This is a genomic window from Cohnella candidum (assembly GCF_003713065.1).
GTDB lineage: Bacteria > Bacillota > Bacilli > Paenibacillales > Paenibacillaceae > Cohnella > Cohnella candidum.
This window is the reverse complement of sequence record NZ_CP033433.1, coordinates 354855-380474: the sequence shown is the minus strand read 5'-3', so window position 1 is coordinate 380474 and position 25620 is coordinate 354855. Positions and strand designations below refer to the sequence as shown.

Sequence of the window (25620 nt, the reverse complement as noted above, 5' to 3'; positions counted from 1 at the left end):
CATCCTTCCGGTAAATCATTGTATGTTTGCCGTGTCCTATCGCAACGGCATATGTACGGTTCCGCAAACGGCAAAAAAAGTACCGGACCCGCAACCGCGGAATCCGGTACTCCGTTATCTGCCCACCGCCAGCCATTGAATCGTTCCGTGCGGTTCCGGTCCCAGACGCGTGCGCACGATCTGTACCACGGCTTCGTCCGTCCGTTTGGTCCGCAGGAAACAACTGCAGGACGGATGGTCCGACATGGCGAACAGAACGTAGGAATCGTCGGAGAAAGGCCGATCGAAGACCACCGTGACTTCGATCGCCTCGCTCGCGCCCTGGAAGGCATACGGAAGGCTGCCATACGTAAGCGTCACGCCAGGCTGCTGCGCGGCTACCGGAAGGAACGCCAGGTGCTGGGGCGTTACGCTTCCCTGCGCGAGTTTGGCGCCGTCGACGCTGTCGTCCACGAGATGCCGTCCCGCGATGCTGCTATCCATCAATTCGAGCGAGATCGGCGCGCTGGCGTAGGATACGGCTTCGGCGGCGGCATGTTCCGCCCGGGCCAGCAGTTCTCTCACTTCCGGCGACAACTTCTCCTCGGTCACCGAACCTTCGGCGAGCTTCGATTCGGTGACGGAACCGTCCTCCAGCTTCGTCTCGGTCACCGAACCTTCGGCGAGCTTCGATTCGGTGACGGAACCGTCTGCCAGCTTCGCCTCGGTTACGGCGCCGTCGATCAGCTTCGCGGTGCTGACGCTCCCGTAAGCCAGTTTGCCTTCCGTGACCGAACGGTACGCCAGTTTGGCTTCGCTGATGCTGGCGTCCGCCAGCTTCGCCTCGGTTACGCTGCCGTCGGCGATCTTCGCTTCGCTAATGCTGCCTTCCGCCAGGTGCGCGTTGCCGATCGAGCCTTCCGCGATATGCGCCGCTCCGACAATGCCGGCCACGAGCTGCTCCGGTCCGATCGCGCCTGGAGCGAGTTTGCTTGCGGTTACCGACAGATCGGCCAGTTGGTCGGTGCCCACGACGCCTGCAGCCAATTTATCCGCCGTTACGGCTCCCGAGCCGAGATGGCGGGATTCGATCGCCGCATCCGCAATTTTGCTTCCGTCCGCGGCTTGGTCTTTCAGTTGCGCCGTCCCGACCGAATGCAGCGCCAATTTGCCTTCCGTGACGGAGCCGTCCGTCAGCCGGTCTTCCCCGACCGGCCGTACGGCGTCCGCGAGTGCGTTCCGCACGAACTCGCTTAACTTCTCCGCCGTCACGCTGCCGTCCTCCAGGTGCGCTTCGCTTATCGAGCCGATCGCCAGGTGGCGGGATTCGACTGCGGCATCCGCGATTTTGCTGCCGTCCACGGCTTGATCCTTCAGCTGTTCGGCGCCTACCGCATGAAGGGCGAGTTTGATATCCGTCACGGCGCCGTCCGTCAGCCTCTCTTCCCCGATCGGCCGAATGGCGTCCGCGATCGTGCTCCGCAGAAACTCGCTCAACTTCTCCGCCGTAACGCTGTTGTCCGCCAGATGCGCTTCGCTTATCAAGCCGATCGCCAGGTGGCGGGATTCGATCGCCGCGTCCGCGATTTTGCTGCCGTCCACGGCTTGATCCTTCAACTGCGCCGCGCCTATCGCTTCTAGGGCGAGTTTGCCTTCCGTGACCGCGCCGTCGGTCAGCCGTTCTTCCCCGATCGGCCGCAGAGCGTCCGCGATCGCGGCTCGCACGGCTTCATTCAGCTTCTCCGAGGTAACGCTGCCGTCCGCCAAATGCGCTTCGTTTACGGAGCCAAAACCCAAGTGACGGGATTCGATCGCCGCATCCGCGATTTTGCTTCCGTCCACCGCTTGATTCTTCAGCTGAGCGGAGCCTACCGCATGAAGGGCGAGTTTGCTTTCCGTGACCGAGCCGTCGGTCAGCCGGTCATCGCCGATCGGCCGCAAGACGTTCTCGATCGCTTGCCGCAGCTCTTCCTCCAGCTTCTCCGCCGTCACGATGCCGTCCGCCAAGTGCGGCCCTTTCACGACGCCTAAACCGAGTTGATCGGAGCCGACCGCTCCCCCCGCGATCTTCTCACCATCCACCGATCGATCTTTGAGCTGTTCGGCGCCGACCGAATGCAGCGCCAGTTTTTCTTCCGTGATCGAGCCGTTGGTCAACCGTTCGGCTCCGACAGGCTGCAGGGCGAACTCAATCGCAAGCCGCAAGGCTTCTTCCAGCTTATCCGCCGTGATGCTTCCGTCCGCCAAGTGCGGTCCTTTCACCGCGCCGAATCCGAGCTGGTTGGAGCCGACCGCTCCCCCCGCGATCTTCTCTCCGTCGACGGCCTGATCTTTCAATTGGTCCGTCCCAACCGAATGGATCGCGAGCTTGCTCTCCGTGACCGATCCGTCGGCCAACCGGTCCGCGACGATCGGCAGCAACGCGTTTTCGATCGCTTGCCGCAAAGCATCCTCCAGCTTCGCCGCCGATACGCTGCCGTCGACCAAATGCGTCGTCCCCACGACATCGGAGCCGAGCTGCCTGAAGCCCACCGCGCCATCCGCGATTTTCGCCCCGTCGACCGCTTGATCTTGCAATTGCGCCCGACCAACCGAACCGATTGCGAGCTTGCTCTCCGTGACCGATCCGTCGATCAGCCGGCCGGACCCGATCGGTTCCAGCGCGCTTTCGATGGCTTGCCGCAAACCGTCGTCCAGCTTCGCCGCCGTCACGCTGGCATCCGCCAAATGCATCTCCCTTACGGCGCCGAAAGCCAAATGCCCCGGCCCGATCGCCCGATCCCCGATCTTATTCCCGCCGACCGACTGATCCTTCAACTGATCGGCGCCAACCGATCCGGCGGCCAGTTTGCGCTCCGTCACCGAATCGTCGACCAACCGTCCGGAACCGATCGGCTCCAGCGCACTTTCGATCGCTTGCCGCAAAGCATCGTCCAGCTTTGCCGCCGTGACGCTGGCATCGGCCAGGTGGGACTCTCTCACGGCTCCGAAAGCCAATTGCCCCGAATCGACTGCGCCGACCGCGATGATTTCCCCGTCCACGGATTGATCTTTCAGTTGCGCGCGGCCGACCGAACCGGCCGCCAGCTTGCTCTGCGTGACCGCGCCGTCGATCAGCCGATCGGACCCGATCGGCTCCAGCGAGCTCTCGATCGCCTGCCGCAAAGCATCGTCCAGCTTCGCAGCCGTCACGATGGCTTCGGCCAGATGCGTCTCCCTCACCGCGCCGAAAGCCAGATGCCCCGCACCGACCGCCCCATCCGCGATGATCTCGCCGTCCACGGATTGATCCTTCAACTGCGCACGGCCGACCGATGCGATTCCGAGCTTTCTCTCCGTCACCGAGCCGTCCACGAGCCGTTCCGTTCCGATCGGCTTCAGCGCGCTATCGATGGACGCCCGAATCGATTCGTCCAGTTTCGCCGCCGAGACGCTCCCGTCGGCCAGGTGGGCTTCCGACACCGCGCCGAACGCCAACTGCTCGGAACCGACCGCTCCGCCCGCAATTTTATCGCCATCCACCGCTTGATCCCGCAATTGCGCGTTTCCGACGGAAGCCCCCGCAAGTTTGGCTCCGGTCACCGCCCCATCCTCGAGCCGCGATTCCGTAATAGGCGCCGCGGCGAAATCGAGCCGGTCCCTAAGCGCTGCTTCCAGCTTCGCTTCCGTCACGCTTCCGTCCGCCAGATGGCCTTCCGACACCGCCCCGAGTGCCAGTTGGTCGGGACCGACCGCGCTCTCTGCGATTTTGTCCCGGTCAACGGCCTGATCCTTGATCTGGGCGAATCCGACCGCATCGAACGCCAGCTTCTCCTCCGTTACCGACCTGTCGGCAAGCCGGTCTTCCGTTACCGCCCCCGCCGAAGCTTCGATCGTTTGGAGAAGCGAGGTTTCCAGCTTCGCCGCGGTAATCGCGCCGTCCGCCACGTGTTCCGTAGATACCGAACCCGCCGAGAGATGTTCCGCGCCGACTGCGCCATCCGCGATTTTCCCGCCGTCGACGGCCTGGTCCTGCAATTGGCCGCTGCCGACCGAATTGGCGGCCAGTTTGGACGACGTCACCGCGCCGTTGGCGATTTTGCCCGATTCAACGGCACCGTCACGGAGATGGAGGGCACCGACCGAATCGGTCTCCAGCCGTTCGTAGCCGACCGGACGGTCCATTTTCTTGGTCCATTCGTAGAGATCAGCCGACAGGTGGGACATCGTCACGGTGCCTTTACGAAGATGGTATCCGTGCACGGATTCCGGCTTTAGATGTTTGCCGCCGATGCTTTCGAGAGCGAAATGCTCGCTTCTCACGCTTCCCGGCTCGAGTTTGTCAGGCGTCACCGCGCCGTCGGCGAGCTTTGCCGAAGTGACCGCGCCTTTGCGCAGCTTCGCTTCGCCGATGCTGTCGTCGGCCAGATGGTCGGCGCCCACCGCGCCTTCGTCAAGATGCGAGGATTGGATGGACTTGGGCTTCAAATGATCCGGCCCCACCGCTTCTACCGCGATATGGTCGCTCTCGACAGCGCCTTCCGCCAAGTGCTGGCTCTCAACCGATTGGTTCGCGATGTGGGGCGAACGAATCGATCCTTCGTGGACGTGGATGCCGCGGACGCTTTTCTCCGCCAAATGGAAATCCTGCACCGACTGAGGCGACAAATGCCGGCTTTCGACCGCCTCCGCGGACAGCTGTTCTCCTCTGACCGAGCCCGTGGCCAAAGCCGAAGTGGTGACCGCACCCTCGGCCAGCGCTTTAGCGCTCACGCTGCCGTCCGCCAACTGGGCCGATCCGACCGATTGGGCTTTCAGATGCTCGGTTCCGACGGCGCCGGCCGCGATCGCCTTCGCCGTAACGGCACCGCCTGCCAGAGCCGAGGCGCGGACCGCGCCTTCTTCCAGTTTCGCAGAGGTGATACTGCCGTCCGCCAATTTGGACGATGTGACCGCAAAATCGGCCAGTTTGTCGGTCGACACGCTTTCCGGCGACAATTTGAGGGAAGTGATCACATGATCCGCCAGATGGTGGGTGAGAACCGACCGCACGCCGAGATGCCTTTCCCCGATCGCTCCCGAAGCGATCGCTTTATCCGTCACCGATTCCGGCTGCAGCGCTTGGGCGCTCACCGAACCGGCCGCCAGATGGTTCGACTCGACCGCGCCCGGCTTCAGGTGCCGGCTTTCCACGGATTTCTGGGCAAGCGCGCCTCCCGACACGGATTCGGCTCCGAAATGGAACGGTCGCAGCGCCCCGGCCGACAATTTCTCGGACGTGACGCTCTCGGCTGCCAGATGGTCCGTTTTCACGGAATCCGCCGCCAGATGACGGGCGCCGACCGATCCGTCCGCGATCTTCTCGCCAATCACGGCCTGTTTGGCCAAATGGGGAGTCCCGACGGATGCCTCCGACAAATGAGGGCCTTTCACGGAGCCTCGGGACAATTGGAGAGAACCGATGGATCCGTCCTGCAAATGGGCGCTGCCGACCGAGCCATCCGCCAAATGTTTGCCATCCAGCGACTTCGGCGATACGTGCCTGGACTCTATGGCGCCGTCCGCGAGCTTGTCGGCCGAAACGCTTCCCCGGGCCAAGTGCCGGGCCAGCACCGCGTCGTCGGCGATTTTGCCGGATACGATGCTCTGGTCCGCGATTTTGGTTGAGGTTACCGCATGGTCAACGAGCTTCATCGTCGTCACGGACTGCTCGCCCAGCTTGGAAGCCGTCACCGCATCGTCCGCCAGATGGCGGGGTTCGACGGCTTTTTCGGCGAGATGCCGGCCTTGCACCGACTCGGGACGCAGATGCTCCGGTACGACGGATCCGGAGGCCAGCTTGCTTGCCGTGACGGAACGGTCGGCCAGCTCGCGGCTTCCGACGGCTCCTTCGGCGAGCTGATCCGGCCCGATGGCTCGAGGGGCCAAATGTTTTCCCTGTATGATGCCGACCGCAACGTGATCGGCCAGGATCAAACCATCGGCCAGGTGCCTCGACTCGATGGCGCCTTTGGCGAGAATGTCGCCGGTGATCGAAGCATCCCGCAGCTTGGAGGTCGTCACGGCACCGTCCGCCAGCTTGGAGGTGTCGACGCTCTCGTTGGCCAAATGCTCGCTGCGGATCGTGGCGCTGCGGATTTTATCCCCGGTGATCGCCTGGTCCTGCAGCAATTCGCTGGTGATGACGGATAAGCTCAAGTGTTTCGGCTGGATCGAGCCTTCCGCGATTTTGTCCGCGCTGATCGTTCGGTCCGCCAGCTTCTCGGACGAAATGCTTCCGTCCTTCAGCTTCTCGGAAGTGATCGAACGGTCGCGGATCTTCTGTCCGGAAATGGAGTTTTTGGTCAGGTGCTCGCCTGTGACGGACTCGGGAGCCAGCTTCGTAGAAGTAACGGAGCCGTCCGCCAGCTTGATCGCCGTGACCGAGAAATCCGCGATGGCGTCGGTGCGGACCGAGCCGGAGCCCAGCTGCCGGGTGCCGATCGTATAAGGCGCGATTTTATCGCCGGTGACCGAACCGTCCGCCAGGTCGTCGGTGTACACGATAGGCGCCGGTTTGGCGGGCAGCCGTTTTTCCTCCAGCTTGGCGTGCCTCTCCTCTGCGTTAAACAGCTCATGGTCTTCGTCCGGATCCGGCTCCATGGAGAACGGAACCTCTTCCCACGCCTCCTCCACCGCATGAACCTCGGCGGATGATTCCGTTTCGACCCGGGCGGCCTCGTCGGCCGATACGGATTCGAGTTTCTGCGTCCGGCCTTCCTCATCCGAGACTGGCGCCGTCTGTTTCGTCCGACGGACGGATTTGGGCTCCGATTCCGACTTCGGCGCGGCCGGCGGCGTCGCCGATCTCCAGACACCGGCGCCCGATTTGGCGCCGGCTTTGCCGGCAACCCGTTTCTTTTTCGCATCCGCAGGCTTCGCGGCTGCGGATTTCCCCGGCGGATCCGAGACTGCCGCTTCCGCGGCCGCGCCGGTCACCGCTACCGATTTTTCATCGGCCTTGTTTATATCGTCCAGCCATTCAAGCTCGAGTTTGTTCGGATTATCGACGTAGAATAGCGGTTTGCGGCTTTTGGGCGGCCCTTTCGGTTTGTCCTTTCTCATGTCCCTCTCCTTCCCCGTAATCGAGTCTGGAGTATCATATGCATTCACCTATGGGCACGTCACGAGGATGGGCGCTTCTCTTGCGCTTTGTCCGGTCTTGTGGCACACTAAGCAGATGCAAAATATGACGGGAATAAAGGAGTGGCCGGCCTCATGAATCGCCGACTGCTGCGTGCGATGACGGAGCTCAGCTCCCGCAAATTCGTTTCGAGGATGACCGGCGCTTTCGCCAAATCGGCGTTCAGCCGCCGCTTCATCCGCCGTTTCGCCGAAACGTACCGCATCTCCGTGGAAGAAGCGGAGAAGAAGCTGGAGGACTACCGCTCGCTGAACGAATTTTTCACGCGGAGGCTGAAGCCGGGCAGCCGGACGGTCGATTCGGCCGCCGATGCGCTGGTCAGCCCGGTTGACGCCTTGATCACCGGCTGCGGCCCGATCCGCGACGGACTTCTTCTTCAAATCAAAGGGCAGGACTATACGCTGGATGAGCTGCTGAACGGCTCACCGCGCATCCCGCAATACCGAAACGGTTATTACTGGGTGCTCTATTTGAGTCCGACCGACTACCACCGCATCCATTCTCCTTGCGAAGGTGAGATCGTGGAAACGGAGCACGTGCCCGGCCGGGTCTATCCGGTGAACGATTTCGGCCTGACGTTCATGCGCAGGGTACTCTCCCGCAACGAAAGATTGGTCACGTACGTGCGGCACGGCGAAGGCGAGGTGGCCGTCGTAAAGGTCGGCGCCCTCAATGTGAGCAGCATCCGCTACGTGGAACCGCTGCCCAAAACGCTGGAACGCGGCGGCGAGCTCGCCTACTTCGAATTCGGCTCCACGGTCGTCTTGCTCACCGAGGACGGCACGCTCGATCCGCGTACGGATTTGCGCACCGGAGACAAGGTTCGCATGGGCGAACGCCTCGGCACGCTGATTCCGAAATCGTAACCCATAGTCGGGTCGCGCAACATGGTGACATGAATAGCGGGAAAAGTTCCCACTATTTTTGACCCCATCGGAGTAAATTCAAAAATAGTAGGAAAAGCTCCCACTAAATTTTGAGATTGCCTGGGGTTTCGCGTTTTTCCAAGTGAATAGTGGGAGTTTTTCCTAATAAAGCGTGAATATCTCGAATTCCTCGAAAAACAATACCAGGTTTTCCCGCTATTTTTACTCGCAGATGAAATACAGAAAAGCAGAAAAGGCCCGTAATCCTCTGGAGGATTGCGGGCCTTTGCCGTGGGTCAACGGATTTCCGACGGGCTTTTGCCCGTGTACTGCTTGAATTGCCGGCTGAAAAAGAAAATGTCCCGATAACCGAGGGCGTCGGCGACTTCCGTGACGTTCATTCCCGCGTGGACCAGCAGATGCTGCGCCCGCTCGATCCGGGTCCGGATCATGTACGTCTGCACGGACATGCCGATCATCTCCTTGAACTTGATGGAGAAGTACCGCGGCGACAATCCCGCCCTTGCCGCCAGGTCGTCCACCCGATGGGCGGTACCGGGATGCTGGCGGATGTAGTTGGCCACCTCGTGGATGCTCTCCGTCAGCTGGTTGCTGGCCTTGCGCTCCACCGGCTCTTCCCGGTCATGGCGCAGCAGGTGGATCATCAGCTGTTTCAGGATCAGCCGGGCTTCCTCCGCCGCCGCGAAGGTCTCCACGAGGAACAGTCGTACGTAACGGGACAGGAGAAACTCGAAATCGATCGGATCCTTGAGAACCCGGTAATGCTCCGGAACTTCGGTCACGGGCTCCGAGACGTCAAAATGGATATAGGTTAAGACAAGGGGCTTCTGGGGGTTATGCGTCGCCGTCGGATGGTCGCCCGGCCGAAACAGGAAGCAGCTTCCTGCGCCCACCGGATAGACCTTCCCATTCAGCGTGACTTCCCCTTCCCCGCTCCAGACGTAAAACAAATCGTAATTCGCCATCGGTTTTTCGCGTTTCTGCCACTTCCAGCCCGGTTCACAGGAGATCTTGGCGAACGAGGGCAGCAGCACGAACGAAGACGGCGCGGCGTTGAGCATCGGAGACTTCCTCCTCGACAAATTCCAACTTGCCTTTTCTATTGTACAGCATTGTGTTCCGGCCATAAATATTGGAAGCCGCAAAAAATCACGCACCACGCCCCCAAAACGGCTTGGCCCTCCGAATCTGTATATTAGGCGAGTTACTTACCATATCAGTCAAACTGGGGGAAAGCCGCAAATGAAAAAATCGTTTATCCGAAAATCCGTCTTTGGCTTAACGGCCGCCGTCATGTTTTTCCACTCTTCCGCTTTCATCCATGCAGCTGAATCGAGTTCCCAGCCTGCAGCGGTCATCACGCCGGCCGTTACCGGTCAAAACAGCGTGACGCTCGATGCCAAACAAACGGAACTGAAAAATTTAATTGAAGAGATTTTACGCCTCGGCGCCGAAGCCTCTTCTACGAATGTTTCGGAGGATGCCGCATCGGACGACGAGGACGCTAAGGCATCGAAAGGCTGGCACGCCATCTTCAAAATCATTCTGGTTCTCTACACGCATGACGCCGAGCCGGCCGTCACCGGGGACGATCAACCCGCCAAGACGGAGGACGCTGCCAAACCGGTTAAATTCGAACCTGCGGCGGAAGTCAGTCAAACGACGGCACAACCTGCCGCAACTACTCCCGCAGTGGAAGCATCGGTCGAGAAAGCACCCGCCGTCAAAGCTCCCGCTGCGGCCCAAGTTGAAATCTCGATCAAACAGAATAAAAACAAAGTCATGATCAAAGCCAAAGTGAAAGAAGACAAAAAGAGCAAAAACAATGCGGCTTATAAGGCGAAAAAGAAAAATGACGGCAATGACGATGAAGACGAAAACGACGACGACGACGATCACGGCCATGACGATAAAGACCATGAGAAGGATCACGACCATGGCGACCACGGCCATGACGAAGATGAGGGCGACGACGATTAAGGACGACGGCCGATGACCGGAAACCGGTTATCGGCTTTTTTGCGCTTCAGCGCGATCAAGGAATGACGCTCCGGGTCCGTTCGTGTATAATACCAATGACCAATCGTTTACCGAGAAATGATTACGTGGAAGGATGAAAACATGAATCCCCTCGCACAGCAGCTCAACGAGACGATCGCCAAGGAGCAGCCCCGCGTTTTCGAAATGGTTTCGAAACTCGGCAAAGCCGTTTATTTCCCGAAGGTCGGCATCCTCAGCCAATCCGCGGACGCGAAGCAGAAAGCAGGCGTCTATAACGCCACGATCGGCATTGCCACCGAGAACGGGAAGCCGATGCATCTGCAAGTGATCCAGGAGACGCTGTCCGCATACGACCCGAAGGACATATATGAATACGCGCCGCCTGCGGGCAAGCCCGAACTGCGTACCGTCTGGCGCGACAAGATGCTGGAGGAGAACCCGTCCCTGGCCGGCAAAACGTTCAGCCTGCCCGTCGTCACGAACGCTTTGACCCATGGCCTCAGCATCGTGGCGGACTTGTTCGTCGACGAGGGAGATGCCGTTATCCTTCCGGACAAAAATTGGGAAAATTACGAGCTTACGTTCGGCGTGCGCCGCGGCGCCGTCATGGTCGAATATCCGCTGTATGACGCCGACGATAAATTCAACGCCGCAGGCCTTCGCGACGCGCTGCTGTCCCAGAAAGGCCGCGGCAAAGCGATCGTGCTGCTGAACTTCCCCAACAACCCGACTGGCTACACGCCCGGCGCGGAAGAAGGCAGCGCGATCGTCGAAGCGATCCGCGAAGCGGCGGAAGCCGGCATCAACGTCGTCACGGTGACGGACGACGCGTACTTCGCGCTGTTTTTCGAAAATTCCCTGCACGAGTCCCTGTTCGGCCGGCTGTGCGGCCTGCATGAGCGGGTGCTGCCGATCAAAATCGACGGAGCCACGAAGGAAGAGTACGTGTGGGGCTTCCGCGTCGGCTTCATCACCTACGGCGGCCAATCCGAAGCTTGCCTGGCGGCATTGGAGCAGAAGACGCTGGGCATCATCCGGGCGACCATCTCGAGCGGACCCCATCCTTCGCAGACGTTCGTGCTGAAAGCCTTGAAATCTCCGGATTTCGCCGAACAGAAAGCGCAGAAATACGCGATCATGAAAGGCCGCGCCAACCGCGTGAAGCAGCTGCTGGACGGCGGCAAGTACGGCGGTGATCTGCAATACTACCCGTTCAACTCCGGCTACTTCATGTGCCTGAAGCTCGACGTCGACGCCGAAGCCGTGCGGCAGCGCCTTCTGAACGAATACGGAGTCGGCACGATCGCCCTCGGCGGGACCGACCTGCGCGTTGCGTTCTCGTGTATCGAAGAGCCGCAGCTTGAGGATCTGTTCCACCGGATCCATTCGGCCGTGCAGGACGTTAGAAACGGTAAGTAAAACGGTAAACTTTATAAAACGCCGCCTGCGCGTCATTGGACGCGGCAGGCGGCGTTTTTTGCGTTCGCGCGATGCGAACCCTGATTGGGCCCGTGCATAGTATGGCTTGAAGGGAGTGGATGACCATGGAGAACCAGATGGACCCTGGATTGTGCCGGCGTTTCGCCGACCTGCTCGGCGGACATCCCGAACCGAGAGGTACCGGCTGCTCGGTGGGCATTCCCCGCAGCCTTCCGGTCAAGGTATTAGGCCGCCCCGCCCCGTCGACGGCGATGCTGGAGTTCGCGTACGAAGCCCCCGACGCCGACGGCTTGGCCTTATGTTTGGGCGAAGTCGCCCTTCTTCAGGAAGAGGTCAACCCGTTCATTTCGGTATTGGCCCGATACCGGATCCCGGTAACCGCGCTCCATAACCATTGGCTTTATGACCAGCCGAAGCTCTATTATCTGCACTTCGCCGCGATCGACCGTCCGCTCGACTTCGCGCTCAAGGTTCGGGAAGCCTCGTATCACCTGCGGTGAGGAGGGGTGAAGTGCAGCGCGGTCAGCTTCCGATCAACCAAACCCCGTTCCGCTGCATCAGCTTCCCGTCGAGGTACAGTTCCCCGCCGTCCTTCAGGCTTTTGACCATGTCCCAATGGATGGCGGATACGTTGCCTCCCGGGCCGCCCGCCTCATAGGCCCGTCCGACGGCCAAATGCACGGAACCTCCGATTTTCTCGTCGAACAGGATGTTCTTCGTCGGACCGGCGATGCCGAAATTCACGCCGATGCCGAGCTCGCCCAAAGAACGGGACCCCTCGTCCGTATTGAGCGCCTGCTCCAGCGCGTCGCCGCCTTTCTCCGCCGAATAATCGACGATGCGACCTTCGCGGAACGTCAGGCGAATGCCGGACACTTCCTTCCCCTGATACAACGTCGGCCACTCGTAATAAATATGGCCCTCCGTCAATCCCAGGTTGGGCGTATAGTAGAATTCCCCGTCCGGCACGTTGCGGCGGCCATGGCACAGTACGGCCTTACGCCCTTCAATGTTCACCGTGAGGTCGGTTTCCTTGCCGACGATCCTCACTTCGGCCCCCGCGTCGAACAGATCCGCGATGCCGCGCATCTCGCGCTCCATTTTCCCGTAGTCGGCAATGACCGCCCCGTAGACGAAATCCTCGTACTCTTCGAGTGACATGTCCGCTTCCTGGGCATGCGACATCGTCGGGAACATCGTCAGCACCCAGCGAACCTTGCCGGACATCAAGTACTGGGACAGCGGCGCCCTTGCCCGGCTGCGGGCGGACTGTTTCGCGCCCTCGATGCCGGTCAGTTCCTTCGGATTGTCTCCTCCTAAAATCCGGAGGTAGCAATCGGCATGATGATAAAGCCAATCCAGATGTTCGGTATAAGCCAGTTGCTGCTCGTTCGATTCCTCGAAATAGATGCGCTCCAGCTCCGGCAGATTCACCTGCGTGATCGGGATGCCTCCCGCCTGCAGCACCTTCCGGTACGTCTCCCGGATGAGCGGCTCGGCCGCCGCATAGCCCGCGATCAGCACTTTATCGCCCGGCTGCACCCGAAGCGAATGATGTATCAGGATGTCCGCCAATTGGACAACTCTCGGATCCGCCATTTCGTGATGTCTCCTTTATTCAGTCGTCTTCGTCTTCCCGCGGCTTGGCGAGCCTTCTGGGGATCACCCAAACGCTCCATAGAATGCCCGCGGCCAGCAAGGCGATTCCGGTCGTTTCCCTGTACGCCCCTTGTGGAACCGCCGCGGCCAGCCAGAGCAGAACGGTTCCCGCCGTTCCGGCCGCACGCGCCGTCTTCGCCGCCGCGAAGCGCCGTTCGTCCCGCTCCAGCGGAAGCGACTCAGCCGAGAGCGCGAGCTTGAAGCCGGCCAGCTCGGTCAACTGCACGCCGCCAACGAAAGCTGCGAGGGCGAAAGCCACCCAACTGACCGCACCGTGGTCAGCTGCGAGGATAACCAGGAACGCCGCGGCGTGCCATCTGGCCCATGCGCCGAACGTCTCCCCGCGGATAAACGTTTTGCCGTAGAGATACGGCCAGGCGCGCCCGCGATTCCATGCCATCCGCTCGGGAATCCAGGCGGCCCACCGCCGCTTCGCCGGCCGGGAATCCTGGGAAGGCACGTCCACGAACCAACTGAGAAACCGGTACCACCGCCTTCTCGCCGCCGCTTCTTCCCGGATGAGCCGCTCCCACGGCAGCTTCTGTTGCCGCGTCATTCTCCAAACCAAGCCAAGGAGCAGCAGAAGCCCGGCAGTCAAGCCTGCCGCCGGCAGCGGCGCTCCGTTCAGCAACGCCCAGACGGACGCCAGCGTCGCGGCGTACCGGGCGGCTCGGAGCAGCATCCGGGCGCCCTGGCCGATCGTCTGCCTTTCACGCCAAGCCCCATAGGCATTCCAGGCCCCGACCGCCGCGAATATCAGTCCCAGCAACGCAAGAGATCTTCCGGACGCTTCCGATTCGGTGGCCGGCGCCCTGACGTATAAAGGAACGAAGATACAATAGACGGCCAACGGCCGGAATACCCCGGTCCGGACGGCGTTCATGAAAGCCGGACGTATGTAGGAGTGAAGGACGGTCATTTCCATCGGCAGCAGGAACACCGGGTCCGCCGGCATCAGATACGTTCGCATCGGCGACCATACGGCCGCTAAAGCGAGCGCCGCGGCCCCGATAATCCCGGCGGGCAAGTTCGGCGGCATGTCGCGCAGCAGATTCGCATAGCCGATGACGGCCGCGAACAGGATCGCGGACGCCGCCAGCCCGAATCCGCTTTGCAAGACGTACCGGAAATACGGAACAACCTCAGAACGGAAAGCGGCCGCCCTTTTCCCTCTCAGCGAAAGCAAAAACCGCCGCTGCTCCTCGCTTCCGTCAGGCACCCGGGGCTCCCCCTTCCGCGTCCGCCTGCCGCACCAGCGCCTCGAACGCGTCGTCCAGCGAATCGTCGGGACCGGCGAAACCCGCCTGCCGTTTCACTTCCGACGGCGTTCCCTGGGCGATGATTCTTCCCCTGTGCAGCACGACCAGCCGGTCCGCCCGCCGCTCCAGCGCGGGCAAGATATGGGAGCTGAGCAGAATCGCGCAACCGCTGGAGCGCGCTTCCTCAAGCGCGGACAGCAGCCCCCGAATCGCCAGCGGATCAAGGCCCAGCAAGGGCTCGTCGATGATCAGCAGAGCCGGCGAAACCAGCAGCGCGTTCATCAGCATCGTTTTCTGCTTCATGCCTTTGGAGAGCGTATCGGGCAAGTTATCAAGCGCATCCGTCATGCGGAATGCTTGTGCAAGCTCGGCAGAACGGCGTTCCGCCTGCTCCTTGTCGAGCCCGTATGCCATCGCCGTAAAACGCAAATGTTCCCTCACCGTCAGATGGGGAAACAGAATCGGCTGTTCCGGCACATATGCACAGGATTGCCGATATTTCGCCCGGTCTTCTTCCAATCCGACCCCCGCGATTTTCACTTCCCCCGCCTGCGGCGTCATCAAGCCGAGAACATGCCGGATGGCCGTGCTCTTGCCCGCTCCGTTCAAGCCGATCAGCCCGACGATCTCGCCGGCGCGGACCTCGAACGTGATACCGTGCAGCACCGGCCTTTTCGCGCTGTAGCCGCCCGTCAAGGCGGACACCCGCAAGGCTTCGGCCGCCATCTCGTTACGAACCACGAAATTCTCTCCTCTCGCAGCTATCCTTCCTATTATAACTTGCCGGAGGAACGACGCACAAAAAACGCGCCCGGCCGACGGGCCGAGCGCGCTTCTGGGGGAAAGGCCGATCACGTAACGATTAGCCCGTAATTTGGATTTCTTTGACGAGCGTATTCTCGCCTTTGACGATGACCACGAGGCTAGCGGCCAAAACGCCGTTTCCTCCCGTGATTTTCACGCTGGGATCCACGTTATAGACGATCGTGGACGTCGTTCCGTTCACGTCGCGGGTCAGAGACAGCGTGGCAATCTTGCCGGAAGCATCGAACGTGAAAGAGCTGATTTTGCCGGCGTCCGTAAATTGAACCGCGGCTTGTGCCGTTTTCGTCACTTCGATGAATACGGCTTTGCCTTCATAAGTGCGCACGAGAACTTCGTCGCCCGCCAGGATGGCGGATGCCGGAGATTTGATTCCGTTGCGGAATACGAATACGTTCGCGTCAAGCGGCACGGTGACCGAAGTGTTGTCCGCTTTCTTCACCGTGATCGAAGTCGAACCGTAGACGTTCGCGGTAACCGTACCCGTGATCGCTTGGGCTTGGTTGTTCTGGTTGCCTTGGTCCGGCAATTGAACGCCCAGGCGGTCGAGGATGGAAGCGAGCTCGGCGCGGGTGATCGGCTTGTTCGGCTGGAACGTATTGTCCGTATAACCGGAAACGAGTCCTTTTTCGATCGCGACGGCGACATAGCCGACGGAACCGGCCGGAATGGCATCGGCGTCCCTGAATGACAGCTCGGTGCCCATTTTCGCGCTCGCTTCCGCTTCCAGCTTCATGCTCTTCACGAGCAGAACCGATGCCCACAAGCGGGTAGCCGGTTTCTCAGCCTGGATGACGGAGTCGTTCTCGTTGAACAGGTCGTTCTTGAGCGCGACGGCGACATAACCGACGGCTTGCGGATATTTCTTCTTCAGTTGGTCGAAATCCTTGAAGTTCAGCTTGGCGTTCATGTTTTCCGGCTTCTGGGCTTCGGATTCGAGACCGAGCAGGCGGACGGCCGCCACGATCGTCTCGACGCGCGTGATTTTATTGCTCGGCTTGAAGCTGCCGTCGTCGTAGCCTTTGAATACGCCTTGGGAAACGAGGCGGATGATGTGGGCGTAAGCCCATTTGTAGTTATCCTCGCTCAGGTCTTTGAAGTTAAAGTTATATCGGATTTCGATCTTGCCTTTGTTCGAATTGCCGTGATCGTCGTTGTCCTCGTGTTTCGATTTCGCGGAAGCGACCAATCCCGTTGCGCTGCCGGCCAGCATGCTGAGCGCAAGCGTAGCGACTGCCGTTTTCTTCCATGCCTGTACCTTGTGTTGCATAAGATTTACCACTCCTTTGTCCGATTTCACGGTGTTGTACCGTACGTTAAAAGGATTCGGGAGCGGTTTTTGATTTGGGTGGGTACCGGCATTTTTTGAGTCCATTGTCCTAAAATGGAAGGTCTATGGACGGTCGGTTCCGGGACTCGACTCCCGCTTTTCCTTCAGCCAGCGCGGAGCCCCTTTGTTTTTGCGGTCGCGTTCGCGATTTTCCTTGCTTTTCGCTTTAGCGGAAGGAGCCGGAGGCGCTGACTTCGCAGCCCTCGGTTTGGCTGGCTGGCTCGGCGAGGCCGGCTTGCGCGGCGATTCGGCGGGTGCCTTGGTTACTTCCGCTTCTTGCCGGGTGTTGAACTTTCGGCGCCCGGACTCGGCCTCCTCCGGGGAAACGATTCGGCCCTCGTACAGCGTCTTCTGGGCCATGTCGAGCTTCAGCTGCTTGGAGAGCTTATCGATGATGAACCGCTCCTGCGGCGATACCAGCGTAATAGAGATGCCTTCTTTGCCCATTCGGCCGGTCCGTCCGGCCCGGTGCACGTAATGATCAGCGTCGAGCGCCGGTTCGAATTGGATGACGAGCGGCAGCCCCGGCACGTCCAGCCCGCGGGCAGCCAAGTCCGTCGCGATCAGCAAGGCGGTCCGTCCGCCGCGGAAACGCCGCAGCGCTTCGCCCCGTTCTTTGCCGGAGGTGTCCCCGTACAGAGCGTCGACCATGAAGCCTTCGTATTTCAGCTTGGCCGACAGCTCGGCGATCCTCTCGATATCGTTCAAGAACAGCAGAACGGGCCTTACCTTCGTATTCCGCATGAGCCGCCGGACGAGGTCGATTTTCTCGCGTTTCTCGCAGACGAAGTACCAATGCGAGATCGTATCCGGCAATCCGCTTCCCGCTTCCGGTCCCTGGACCGCATGCTCGGACTCCCACGGCTGATTCAGCCATAGCTTCTCTGCTTCCTTCATCGCGTCCGAACGCGTGGCGGAGACGAATACCGTCTGGCGTTCCTTGGAGCATTGCTTGATCAGCTTCTCCACGTCGTCCCGGCCGCCCAGCGAAAACACGCGGTCGGTTTCGTCCACGACGATGTGCTTCACGGCCGGCAAGGTCAGCTTCCGGAGGGATGCGACCTCGCGCACCCGTCCGGGCGTTCCGACGACAAGCGCCGGTTTCGCCTTCATGCGCTCCAATTGCCGGGACAATGCGGCGCCTCCGATCAAAGCCACCGTTTTAATGCCGAGCGCGGCTCCGTAATTTTCGGCTTCCCGCACGATCTGCATGGCCAGCTCCTGCGTAGGAGCCAGGACGATCGCTTGCGTCTCGCGCTTCGAGCCGTCCAGCCGCTGCAGAATCGGAAGAAGGTAGGCCAGCGTTTTGCCGGTGCCTGTCGGGGACACGAGCACGCCGTCCTTGCCTTCCAGGATTGCGGGAATCGATTGGATCTGGACCGGCGTCGGCGCGGCGATGCCGGCGTCGGCCAACCGCTCGGACAGCTGCGGGTTCAGCCCCAATCCTTCGAATGTATGCCCAGTTTGCGAGGTCAACGCGAATTCCCCCGTTTCATTTTTTATTCAACAGTTTTGCGGCGATGGCATCCGTCCATCTCGGAAACAAACGGCGAATCCGGACGCCGGCGGCGGCGATCCGAGGCAAGTCCTTCTCCGGAAGCCGGTGCTCCATTACCTTGACGATCGCCTTCGCGACCTTCTCCGGCGGCATGACCATCCAGCCGACGTTGCGAAGATAGGAGCCGTCCGGGTCGGCGCGGTCAAAGAAAGGCGTATCGATCGGCCCCGGATTGACGGAAGACACGAGGATGCCCGTTCCGCTCAATTCGAGCCGCAGCGACTCCGTGAAGCCCACGACCGCGTGTTTGGTGGCCGTATAGGCAGTCGATTTGGCCGTACCGATTTTGCCCGCGAGAGAGGCGACATTGACAATGTGTCCCTGCCCCGCCTTCTGCATGTATGGAAGAACCGCTTTCGTGCAGCGGACGGTCCCCAGGTAGTTCACGTCCATCATGTCGCGGAAATGCTCGATGGGCGCCTCACCGAACGGGACGAATTCCCCGTACCCGGCATTGTTCAGCAAAATGTCCAATCTCCCGAAACGTTCATGCACGCGGGCGACCGTTTCCTCCACTTGAGCCGTATCGGTCACGTCCATCGGATAGATGGCGTGGGTTCCCCGAATCCCGCGTGCCAGCTCCTCCATCTTGCCGACCGAGCGGGCGGTCAGCACGGGAATGGCTCCCTTGTCCGCCAGCAGCTTGGCCGTCAAGGCCCCGATGCCGCTGGAAGCTCCCGTAATCAGAACCACCCTGTCCTTCAAGGATATTGACATCCGTACATCCTCCTAAAGAAAAACGCCCCTTCGGGGGCGTGATTTCCGTTCTTCTATTTTAAGCGATCAAAACTTGGATTTCCATTTCTCCGATGCCGTCCATAATCAGAGGAACCGTTAAAGCGCGTTTGGCGTTAAAATGGCTGAAATCGACCATGCGGGGAGGAGTGATATCGACGTGGACGCCTTGGTTGTACAGCATCGTGCTCGCGTTGCCGCTGATCATGTTGCCCAATTCCGATATGGCGCTTCGGCCGATTTCGTCGATTTCCGTCATCACGAAACCGCCCATCATCGCCGAGATCATGCGCAGGGCAACGGTCTCGCTGAGCCCGAAAACGATGTCGCCGGTCATTTGTCCCGTCAGCCCAATCTGGATCCACACATGATTGTCCGCGAACTTGATGTCCTTCAAAGCCAGCTGGCCGGTGCTGGGACGAACCTGGACCATTTGTTCGATGACCATGCGGGCGGACTCCAAAAATGGATTGATATACTCTGCCTTCACGCGTCTGCGAGCCCCTTTCACCGACAAAGATCGCCTTACTGGTCGAAACCGCTTTCCCTCATTATACTGAAAATAGTGGTACAAGTATACAATCATTTTGGCAAAATGAGGGTCTTGAGTTCCATGCGCCTGCGCAGAAAGTCCCGGCATCCTGTATTTTTGCTACGAAAATAAAGCTGAAAGGTGAAATAATATGCCGAATATTTGGGCGCATATCCAATTCGGGCGGGAATTCGCCGCCGAGCAGTCGATGGCTCCTATCGACGAACCGGGGTGGCGCCGTGCCTTCCAACTGGGTTGCCAAGGACCCGACTTCCTGTTCTATCATCATTTTCTACCCTGGCAGGCACAGACGCCGCTGAATCGCCTCGGCAGCCAGATGCACGGCGTGCGCTGCGGCCCGTTCCTGCTTTCGTTGTTCGACCGCATGACCGGCCGGTTGGAAAGCGACCCGGCGTTCGCCTTCTCCCTCGGTTTTCTGCTCCACCATATTCTCGACCGCCATTTGCATCCGTTCGTATTCAGCCGGTCGGGCTTTCGCAAGTGGCACCACCAGCGCTTCGAGACGGCGATGGACGCGGTCGTCATGCGGCGCAGGGCCGGCATCCACACCTGCACCGTGCCGGTTGCTCCCGAGATCGACACGGACGGAAAGCTGCCGGGCGGCTTCGCGGCGGAATTCCTGGACGTCGTGCGCGAACACTACCCCGTCTTGGCGGAACAAATCGCGTCTGAGCAGTTAGACGCAGCGGTGGCGGACATGATCAAAGCCCAGCGGCTGTTCTTCGATCCGACGGGTTGGAAAGGCAAGCTGCTGTTCGGGCAAATCGCGCCCTTCTCCCCTCCGCGCGACTTGCCGGACTGGGACGTGCTGAACGACGCGCGCTGGCCTTGGGTCGATCCGTGCGACCGCACGGTTTTCCGCACGGCGAGCTCCGACGACTTGTGGGAGCAGGCGCTGCAGGATGCCCGCGACACCGGCGGCGCGGTGCTGGCCTGGCTGAGGGCCGCCAGGGGCGGTGCTGCCGCCGACGGGTTGCGGGCCGTTTTCGCCGAGCGGCTGGGCGACGTCTCCTACGAGACGGGAAGGCCCTGCGGCGCCGCGGCGATCACCTTCGCGGACTCGGTCGTGCCGGTGTAAATTCAAGTGCTCCATTTAACACGCAATTTGCGTATTACGGGAGGCCAACCCGCACATTCCCTCCATTTAACACGCGTATTGCGTATTAATGATGACAATCCGGCCACGGCGCCCACTTTAACACGGATTTTGCGTATTACGGAGATCCCGTTTTCGGCGGTCAAGCGGAATGGAGAGTTTGTCGATGCCATTCGCCGAATTAGTGTCCAAGCGCAATAACTCCCGGCTTAAACGCCGACAACCCCCGATTTCTCGCAGAACTAGTGTTCAAAAGCAATAAAACGCCGTCTCCGTGGCCTCATGCAGCCCAGTTAGTGTCCGAAAGCAATAACTCGGGAAGGGACTTCGCACCAAACTAAAAAAGGGATCCCGACCAGCCGCCAATCCGCGCGGCCAAGGGATCCCTTTTCCATTCCACTTATATCGACGCCGTCCGTCCCGAATCCGTCGACCAGCCGTCGAAAGCCCGCTCCGCCTCCCGCTCCCCTTTCGCGATGTTGACGAACGTGAGCAGCACCATCGCGGCGACGAAGAAGAAGGCGACCGCCAGAATGGCGTAACGGCTGGAATCGGTGAACACCTTCACCAAGCCGAACACCAGCGGTCCGCCGAACGAGAAAAACCGGCTCGTAAACGTCAGGAATCCGTTGAACTCCGCCGTCCGGGCCGGAGGGATCAGCCGGCTGTACGCCGCCCGCGCGGTCGCCTGCGAACCGCCCTGCACCAAGCCGACCAAGCCCGCGAGCAAATAGAAATGAAGCGCGTTTTTCATGAAAAAACCGAGAATGACGATCGCGACGTACAATGCCATGGAGCCGTAAAGCATGTTCTTGCTGCCCAGCCTGCTCGCCATGTTCCCGAACAACACCGTCGCGGGAAACCCGACGAATTGCGTAATAAGCAGCGCCGCGATCAAATCGGAATCCTTGATCCCGATCGTCGTACCGTAACTGGTTGCCATGACGATAACCGTGTTGACCCCGTCGAAGAAAAACCAATACGCAATCATGAACTTCCACAGCTCCGGATAATGCCGGATTTGCCGGAACGTTTCCCCGAGCCGGAGAATCCCCGCGCGGACTTGGCTGCCCAGCGTGCCGTCGGGCCGAACGGAAGCTTCCTTCACGTTGCGGAACAAGGGGATCGAGAATAGAATCCACCACACGCCGACCATGGCGAACGAAATTTGCGAACCCGCCGAGCCTTCCGGCAACCCGAAAGTGCCCGGCGACATGATCAGCAGCAGATTGACGGCGAGCAGCACTCCGCCGCCCAGGTATCCCATCGCGAAACCCCTGGCGCTGACCCGCTCCCGATTGGCGGGCGAAGCCACGTCGTTCAGCAGCGCATCGTAGAATGTTCCGCCGGCGCCGAAGCCGATCATGCCCAGAATGACGAGCAGCGAAGCAAAGAGAACGTCGCCTTTCCCGGGAATCGCCAGGCATAGGCTCGCCGCCGCTCCGATAAACGTAAACACCCGAAGGAACGCTTTCTTGTTGCCTGAGTGGTCGGCCATGGCGCCAAGCAGCGGAGCCAGCAGCGCGATGATGACGGCGGACGCGGTCTGGGTGAACGCCCATCCGGCGTCGGTGCCCCCGATCGCTTTCTGATAGTAAATCGGCATCACCGCAGCCATTACTGTCGTTGCGAAGGCCGAGTTGGCCCAGTCGTACATGATCCATGAACGTACGGATTTCCGATCGTCCCACATGCGCGGATTCGTCCCTTCGGTCTGGTCTGCTCTGTCCTGTCCTGTGGGAAACATTCGACGAGCCTCGGCCTTTTCCTTTCCGGGGTCGATAAGATCGCCGAAAAAACCGGCAAGCCCGAGGAAACGAAGAAGCCTTGCCTCCGGCGCGAGCCGGTGGGCAAGGCTTCTCACACATCAAGTCGTTTTCTTCGGATTCATGAGCTCCAGCAATCGATCCGGCGTCCAGCAGGCGTCCTTGAGCGCGCCCGATTCGGCGTCGGCCAGCACGTCTTTCAGCCAGTCGCGTTCCGCCTCGCTGAACCGGAGGATTCCACGCAACAGGTGTATGGACCCTCTTGGAAGCGCCTCTTCCTTCAACTGGATGACCGCCTTCATCCGCTCGATCCTCGCTTCGCAGGCGGCAATCTGCCGGGAAGCCGCCTCGGCGACCTTCTCCGGATCGCCGTGCCGCACGAATGGCAGGGTGGGGAACAGCGGATGGTAAGGAAACTGTTTTTCCTCCATCTGCCCGTACAGCATGCCGAGAAACTCGTTTTTCCCTTTGTCGGTAATCCGGTAGATCGTTTTGTCGGGACGATTCTCTCCCGGTACGGGCACGATTTCCGAAGCTTCGATCAGTCCGTCGTCCCGGAGTTGGTCCACCGCGTAATAAAGGGATCCGTCCCGGATCCGGAACGTGACATGCCAATTCCGGTCCTTGATGGTTTGCCTGATTTCATATGGATGTCTGTCCTGTTCCATCAACAATCCCAATATCAGCAGCTTTACCGACATCCGGAATCAACCTCCGTGCATGGACGTCTCCGGCTTGCCCGCATGCTCGCCTTGCGGAGGGCCGCCCGGCTGACCGGCTTGCATAGGAGCCGCGAGCCGCGCCCGTCCCATCATCAACACGAAGACGAACGCGATGATCGGCAGGATGACGGACCATTGGAACACGTAAATGATCGAATCCGCCAGCTTCGACAGAAGCAGGTTCACCGCTTCCGCGGACAATCCGATTTTCGCTTGCACGACGGGATCGAGCAGCGCCTGGCCGCCTTTGATTTGCGCCGCGAATTGGGGGTTCATGTTCGGCAGCGCCTGGATGGCCGATTGGAAATCGTGCTTCTGGAGCGTACCGAATACCGTTACGCCGATCGCGGAACCGATCGTCCGGAAGAAGGCGATCAGGGAAGAAGCGGATCCTTTGTATTGCGGCGGCACCGCGTTCAGCGTCGAAATGTTCAGCAAGGAGAAGGATACGCCCATGCCGAGCCCGACGACGACCATGTAAAGGGAGATGATACCGCGGCTCGTGGACGTATCCAAGGCGAAGCCGAGCAGCGCGAGTCCGGCGGTGAGTGTAATGGCGGAGAGAATCATGACGTTGCGGAACACGAATTTGCCCGCGACTCTGCCGCCGATCTGCGAACTGAGCACGACGCCCAGCATCATCGGGATCAAGACGGTACTCGTCTGCGTGGCCGTCTTATGAAAGACGCCCTGGATGAAAATCGGGATGTACGTGGCGCCGGCCATCATCGCCCCGCCGTACAGCATGCTGGTCATCATGCTGCTCGTGAACAGCCGGTTTTTGAACAAGCCCAGCTTCACGATCGGATCTTTGGCGTAAACTTCGGCAACGAGGAACAAGATCAGCAGGACGCCGGATCCGACGAACAGCGATACCGTCTTCCAAGAGCTCCAAGCCCAGCCGTCGGTACCGCCCAGTTCCAGGCCGAACATCAGGCACAGGATCGCTCCCGTCAGCAAGACCGCGCCGAGCCAATCGATGTTTTGCTTGCGCGTGTTTTTGGATTCGTGGTACGCCCGCAGAATGAACAGGAAAGACAGCACGCCGATCGGCACGTTAATGTAGAAAATCCACCGCCAGCTGAGATTGTCCGAGATCGAGCCGCCCAGGATCGGACCGAACACGCTCGAAATGCCGAACACCGCGCCGAACAAGCCCATCATTTTGCCGCGCTTCTCCATCGGGAACAGGTCAAAGATGATCGTGAACACGATCGGCATCAGCGCGCCGCCGCCGACCCCTTGGATCGCCCGGTAGATGATGAGTTGGTCCATGTTCGTCGCCGTGCCGCACAGAATGGAACCGACCACGAACAATACAAGTCCCAACAGGAAAAACCTTTTGCGTCCGTACATGTCGGACAGTTTGCCCAATATCGGCGTCGAGACGACCATCGCGATCATATAAGCCGAATACACCCAAATAAAGCTATCCAAGCCGCCGAGCTTCTTGATGATCGTCGCCATTGCGGTCGATACGATCGTCTGGTCAAGCGAGGCCATGAACAAGCCTAAAAGCAGCCCCGCGACGACCAGCTTGACATTGCTTTTTTTCGTGTCCAAGCGGAACATCCTTCTTTCTTAAATACTCAAATTTGAATACCCAATCGCCATTATACTCAAATTTGAGTAAACCACAACCTTTTTTTGCTACCTTGCCGGAAAAAGCCTATAATAACAACGAGAAAAGGTTTTAATCTTTATTCCTTGAACTGATAAATAATTTCAATGCGGGAGGCGATCATTTGAACATCAGCCAGCTGGAGACGCTGCTTACGATATCCCGGACGCTTAGCTTCCGTAAAGCCGGCGAACAGCTCAATTTGACGCAGCCCGCGGTTTCCGCCCAGATCAAAAGCCTCGAGGACGAATTCAAGGCCGTGCTGGTCGACCGCAACCACCCCGTCACGCTCACGGATCGGGGTAAAGTATTTCTGGAGCACGCGGAGCGCATTCTGGGTATCGTAGAAGAGCTGAAACAAAAGCTGTCGGATCTGAACCAAATTCCGCAAGGCCATATCGTGCTCGGAACGACGACCTCGATCGCGATTCAGATTTTGCCTCGGGTGTTGTCGTATTTCCAAAACCAGTTTCCGCTCATCAAAACGTCCATCCAATCCATGTCCTCTTCGCAGGTGTTGGCGAGCGTGGAGAACGGCAGCGTGGACGTCGGGATCGGCTATTTGTCCGACAAGAGTCCGCAAGTCGAAACGTCCGTGCTGTATTACGACACGTTCGAGCTGGTCGTATCCCCTCGCCACCCCCTGGCCGACGCGAAAAACGTCACCATCGGGTCGTTGAAGGACATTCCGCTGATTCTTCTTTCCCCGGACACGCTCGGCCGGCGGTTCGTGGACCGGATTTTCCGCGAGCATCAAATCCAGCCGAACATCGTCATGGAGCTGAACAGCAGCGAGGAAGTCAAACGGATGGCCGAGATGGGCCTGGGCGCGGGCATCGTTTCTAAATTGTCCATCGCGGGCGAGCTCAAACGGGGCACGTTAAAAATGATACCCGTGAGCGAGCTGGAAGCCAGCCATCCGGTCGGAGTCATCACGAAGTCCGGACGGTACGTGAACAGCGCGATGCGCCAGTTTTTGAGCGATTTGAAAGGGATGCCGGAAGACCAATTCATCGGCAGCGAGTGAACG

18 protein-coding genes are annotated in these 25620 nt (G+C 59.9%); 6 read left to right on the top strand and 12 right to left on the bottom strand.

Features of this window, described 5'->3' with window-relative positions:
- Positions 1 to 114 precede the first annotated feature (114 nt).
- On the bottom strand, positions 115 to 7062 hold the full coding sequence (locus tag EAV92_RS01820; RefSeq protein ID WP_123039495.1) for a WIAG-tail domain: 6948 nt from the start codon (positions 7060 to 7062) through the stop codon (positions 115 to 117).
- Between the two features lie 153 nt (positions 7063 to 7215).
- On the opposite strand from EAV92_RS01820, the gene asd reads away from it, so the two are divergent.
- Positions 7216 to 8007, top strand: coding sequence for an archaetidylserine decarboxylase (asd, locus tag EAV92_RS01815; RefSeq protein ID WP_123039494.1), 792 nt, complete (start codon positions 7216 to 7218; stop codon positions 8005 to 8007).
- A gap of 296 nt (positions 8008 to 8303) precedes the next feature.
- On the opposite strand, the gene EAV92_RS01810 is transcribed toward asd, so the two are convergent.
- On the bottom strand, positions 8304 to 9089 hold the full coding sequence (locus tag EAV92_RS01810; RefSeq protein ID WP_123039493.1) for a helix-turn-helix domain-containing protein: 786 nt from the start codon (positions 9087 to 9089) through the stop codon (positions 8304 to 8306).
- Here EAV92_RS01810 and EAV92_RS01805 point away from each other — a divergent pair.
- From EAV92_RS01805 to EAV92_RS01795, 3 genes are all read left to right on the top strand, one after another.
- Positions 9082 to 10008: a hypothetical protein gene (locus EAV92_RS01805; protein ID WP_164472599.1), complete on the top strand. Its 927-nt coding sequence runs from the start codon at positions 9082 to 9084 to the stop codon at positions 10006 to 10008. The two genes, EAV92_RS01810 and EAV92_RS01805, sit on opposite strands and share 8 nt — an antisense overlap.
- 141 nt (positions 10009 to 10149) lie before the next feature.
- Positions 10150 to 11448: an aminotransferase class I/II-fold pyridoxal phosphate-dependent enzyme gene (locus tag EAV92_RS01800; RefSeq protein ID WP_123039491.1), complete on the top strand. Its 1299-nt coding sequence runs from the start codon at positions 10150 to 10152 to the stop codon at positions 11446 to 11448.
- 125 nt (positions 11449 to 11573) lie between these two features.
- Positions 11574 to 11969 carry a DUF1259 domain-containing protein gene (locus tag EAV92_RS01795; RefSeq protein WP_123039490.1) on the top strand — a complete coding sequence of 132 codons (396 nt, stop codon included), beginning with the start codon at positions 11574 to 11576 and terminating at the stop codon, positions 11967 to 11969.
- 22 nt (positions 11970 to 11991) lie between these two features.
- On the opposite strand, the gene EAV92_RS01790 is transcribed toward EAV92_RS01795, so the two are convergent.
- From EAV92_RS01790 to EAV92_RS01760, 7 genes are all read right to left on the bottom strand, one after another.
- A complete protein-coding gene (locus tag EAV92_RS01790) occupies positions 11992 to 13068 on the bottom strand; it encodes an aminopeptidase (RefSeq protein WP_123039489.1) in 1077 nt (358 codons plus the stop codon).
- Positions 13069 to 13087: 19 nt separating this feature from the next.
- Positions 13088 to 14347: an ABC transporter permease gene (locus EAV92_RS01785; protein ID WP_164472598.1), complete on the bottom strand. Its 1260-nt coding sequence runs from the start codon at positions 14345 to 14347 to the stop codon at positions 13088 to 13090.
- Positions 14340 to 15128: an ABC transporter ATP-binding protein gene (locus tag EAV92_RS01780; RefSeq protein ID WP_338134390.1), complete on the bottom strand. Its 789-nt coding sequence runs from the start codon at positions 15126 to 15128 to the stop codon at positions 14340 to 14342. Before EAV92_RS01780 ends, EAV92_RS01785 begins: the two co-directional genes overlap by 8 nt.
- A 121-nt stretch (positions 15129 to 15249) precedes the next feature.
- On the bottom strand, positions 15250 to 16479 hold the full coding sequence (locus tag EAV92_RS01775) for an S-layer homology domain-containing protein (protein ID WP_164472597.1): 1230 nt from the start codon (positions 16477 to 16479) through the stop codon (positions 15250 to 15252).
- 123 nt (positions 16480 to 16602) lie between these two features.
- Positions 16603 to 18015, bottom strand: a complete 1413-nt coding sequence (locus EAV92_RS01770; protein WP_123039486.1) for a DEAD/DEAH box helicase — start codon at positions 18013 to 18015, stop codon at positions 16603 to 16605.
- 16 nt (positions 18016 to 18031) lie between these two features.
- Positions 18032 to 18808 (bottom strand): SDR family NAD(P)-dependent oxidoreductase, encoded by a 777-nt coding sequence (locus tag EAV92_RS01765; RefSeq protein WP_123043512.1) that lies wholly within the window; start codon positions 18806 to 18808, stop codon positions 18032 to 18034.
- A 64-nt stretch (positions 18809 to 18872) separates the two neighbouring features.
- Positions 18873 to 19322, bottom strand: coding sequence for a chemotaxis protein CheX (locus EAV92_RS01760; RefSeq protein ID WP_123039485.1), 450 nt, complete (start codon positions 19320 to 19322; stop codon positions 18873 to 18875).
- Between the two features lie 193 nt (positions 19323 to 19515).
- On the opposite strand from EAV92_RS01760, the gene EAV92_RS01755 reads away from it, so the two are divergent.
- Positions 19516 to 20463 carry a zinc dependent phospholipase C family protein gene (locus tag EAV92_RS01755; protein WP_123039484.1) on the top strand — a complete coding sequence of 316 codons (948 nt, stop codon included), beginning with the start codon at positions 19516 to 19518 and terminating at the stop codon, positions 20461 to 20463.
- Between the two features lie 418 nt (positions 20464 to 20881).
- Here the strand turns inward: EAV92_RS01755 and EAV92_RS01750 are convergent, their stop codons facing one another.
- The 3 genes from EAV92_RS01750 to EAV92_RS01740 all read right to left on the bottom strand — a co-directional run bounded on the left by EAV92_RS01750 (position 20882) and on the right by EAV92_RS01740 (position 24541).
- On the bottom strand, positions 20882 to 22228 hold the full coding sequence (locus EAV92_RS01750; RefSeq protein WP_123043511.1) for an MFS transporter: 1347 nt from the start codon (positions 22226 to 22228) through the stop codon (positions 20882 to 20884).
- Positions 22229 to 22348: 120 nt separating this feature from the next.
- Positions 22349 to 22948 (bottom strand): PadR family transcriptional regulator, encoded by a 600-nt coding sequence (locus EAV92_RS01745; protein ID WP_123039483.1) that lies wholly within the window; start codon positions 22946 to 22948, stop codon positions 22349 to 22351.
- Between the two features lie 6 nt (positions 22949 to 22954).
- On the bottom strand, positions 22955 to 24541 hold the full coding sequence (locus tag EAV92_RS01740; RefSeq protein ID WP_420888797.1) for an MDR family MFS transporter: 1587 nt from the start codon (positions 24539 to 24541) through the stop codon (positions 22955 to 22957).
- Between the two features lie 173 nt (positions 24542 to 24714).
- On the opposite strand from EAV92_RS01740, the gene EAV92_RS01735 reads away from it, so the two are divergent.
- Positions 24715 to 25617, top strand: coding sequence for a LysR family transcriptional regulator (locus EAV92_RS01735; RefSeq protein ID WP_123039481.1), 903 nt, complete (start codon positions 24715 to 24717; stop codon positions 25615 to 25617).
- Positions 25618 to 25620: the final 3 nt, after the last annotated feature.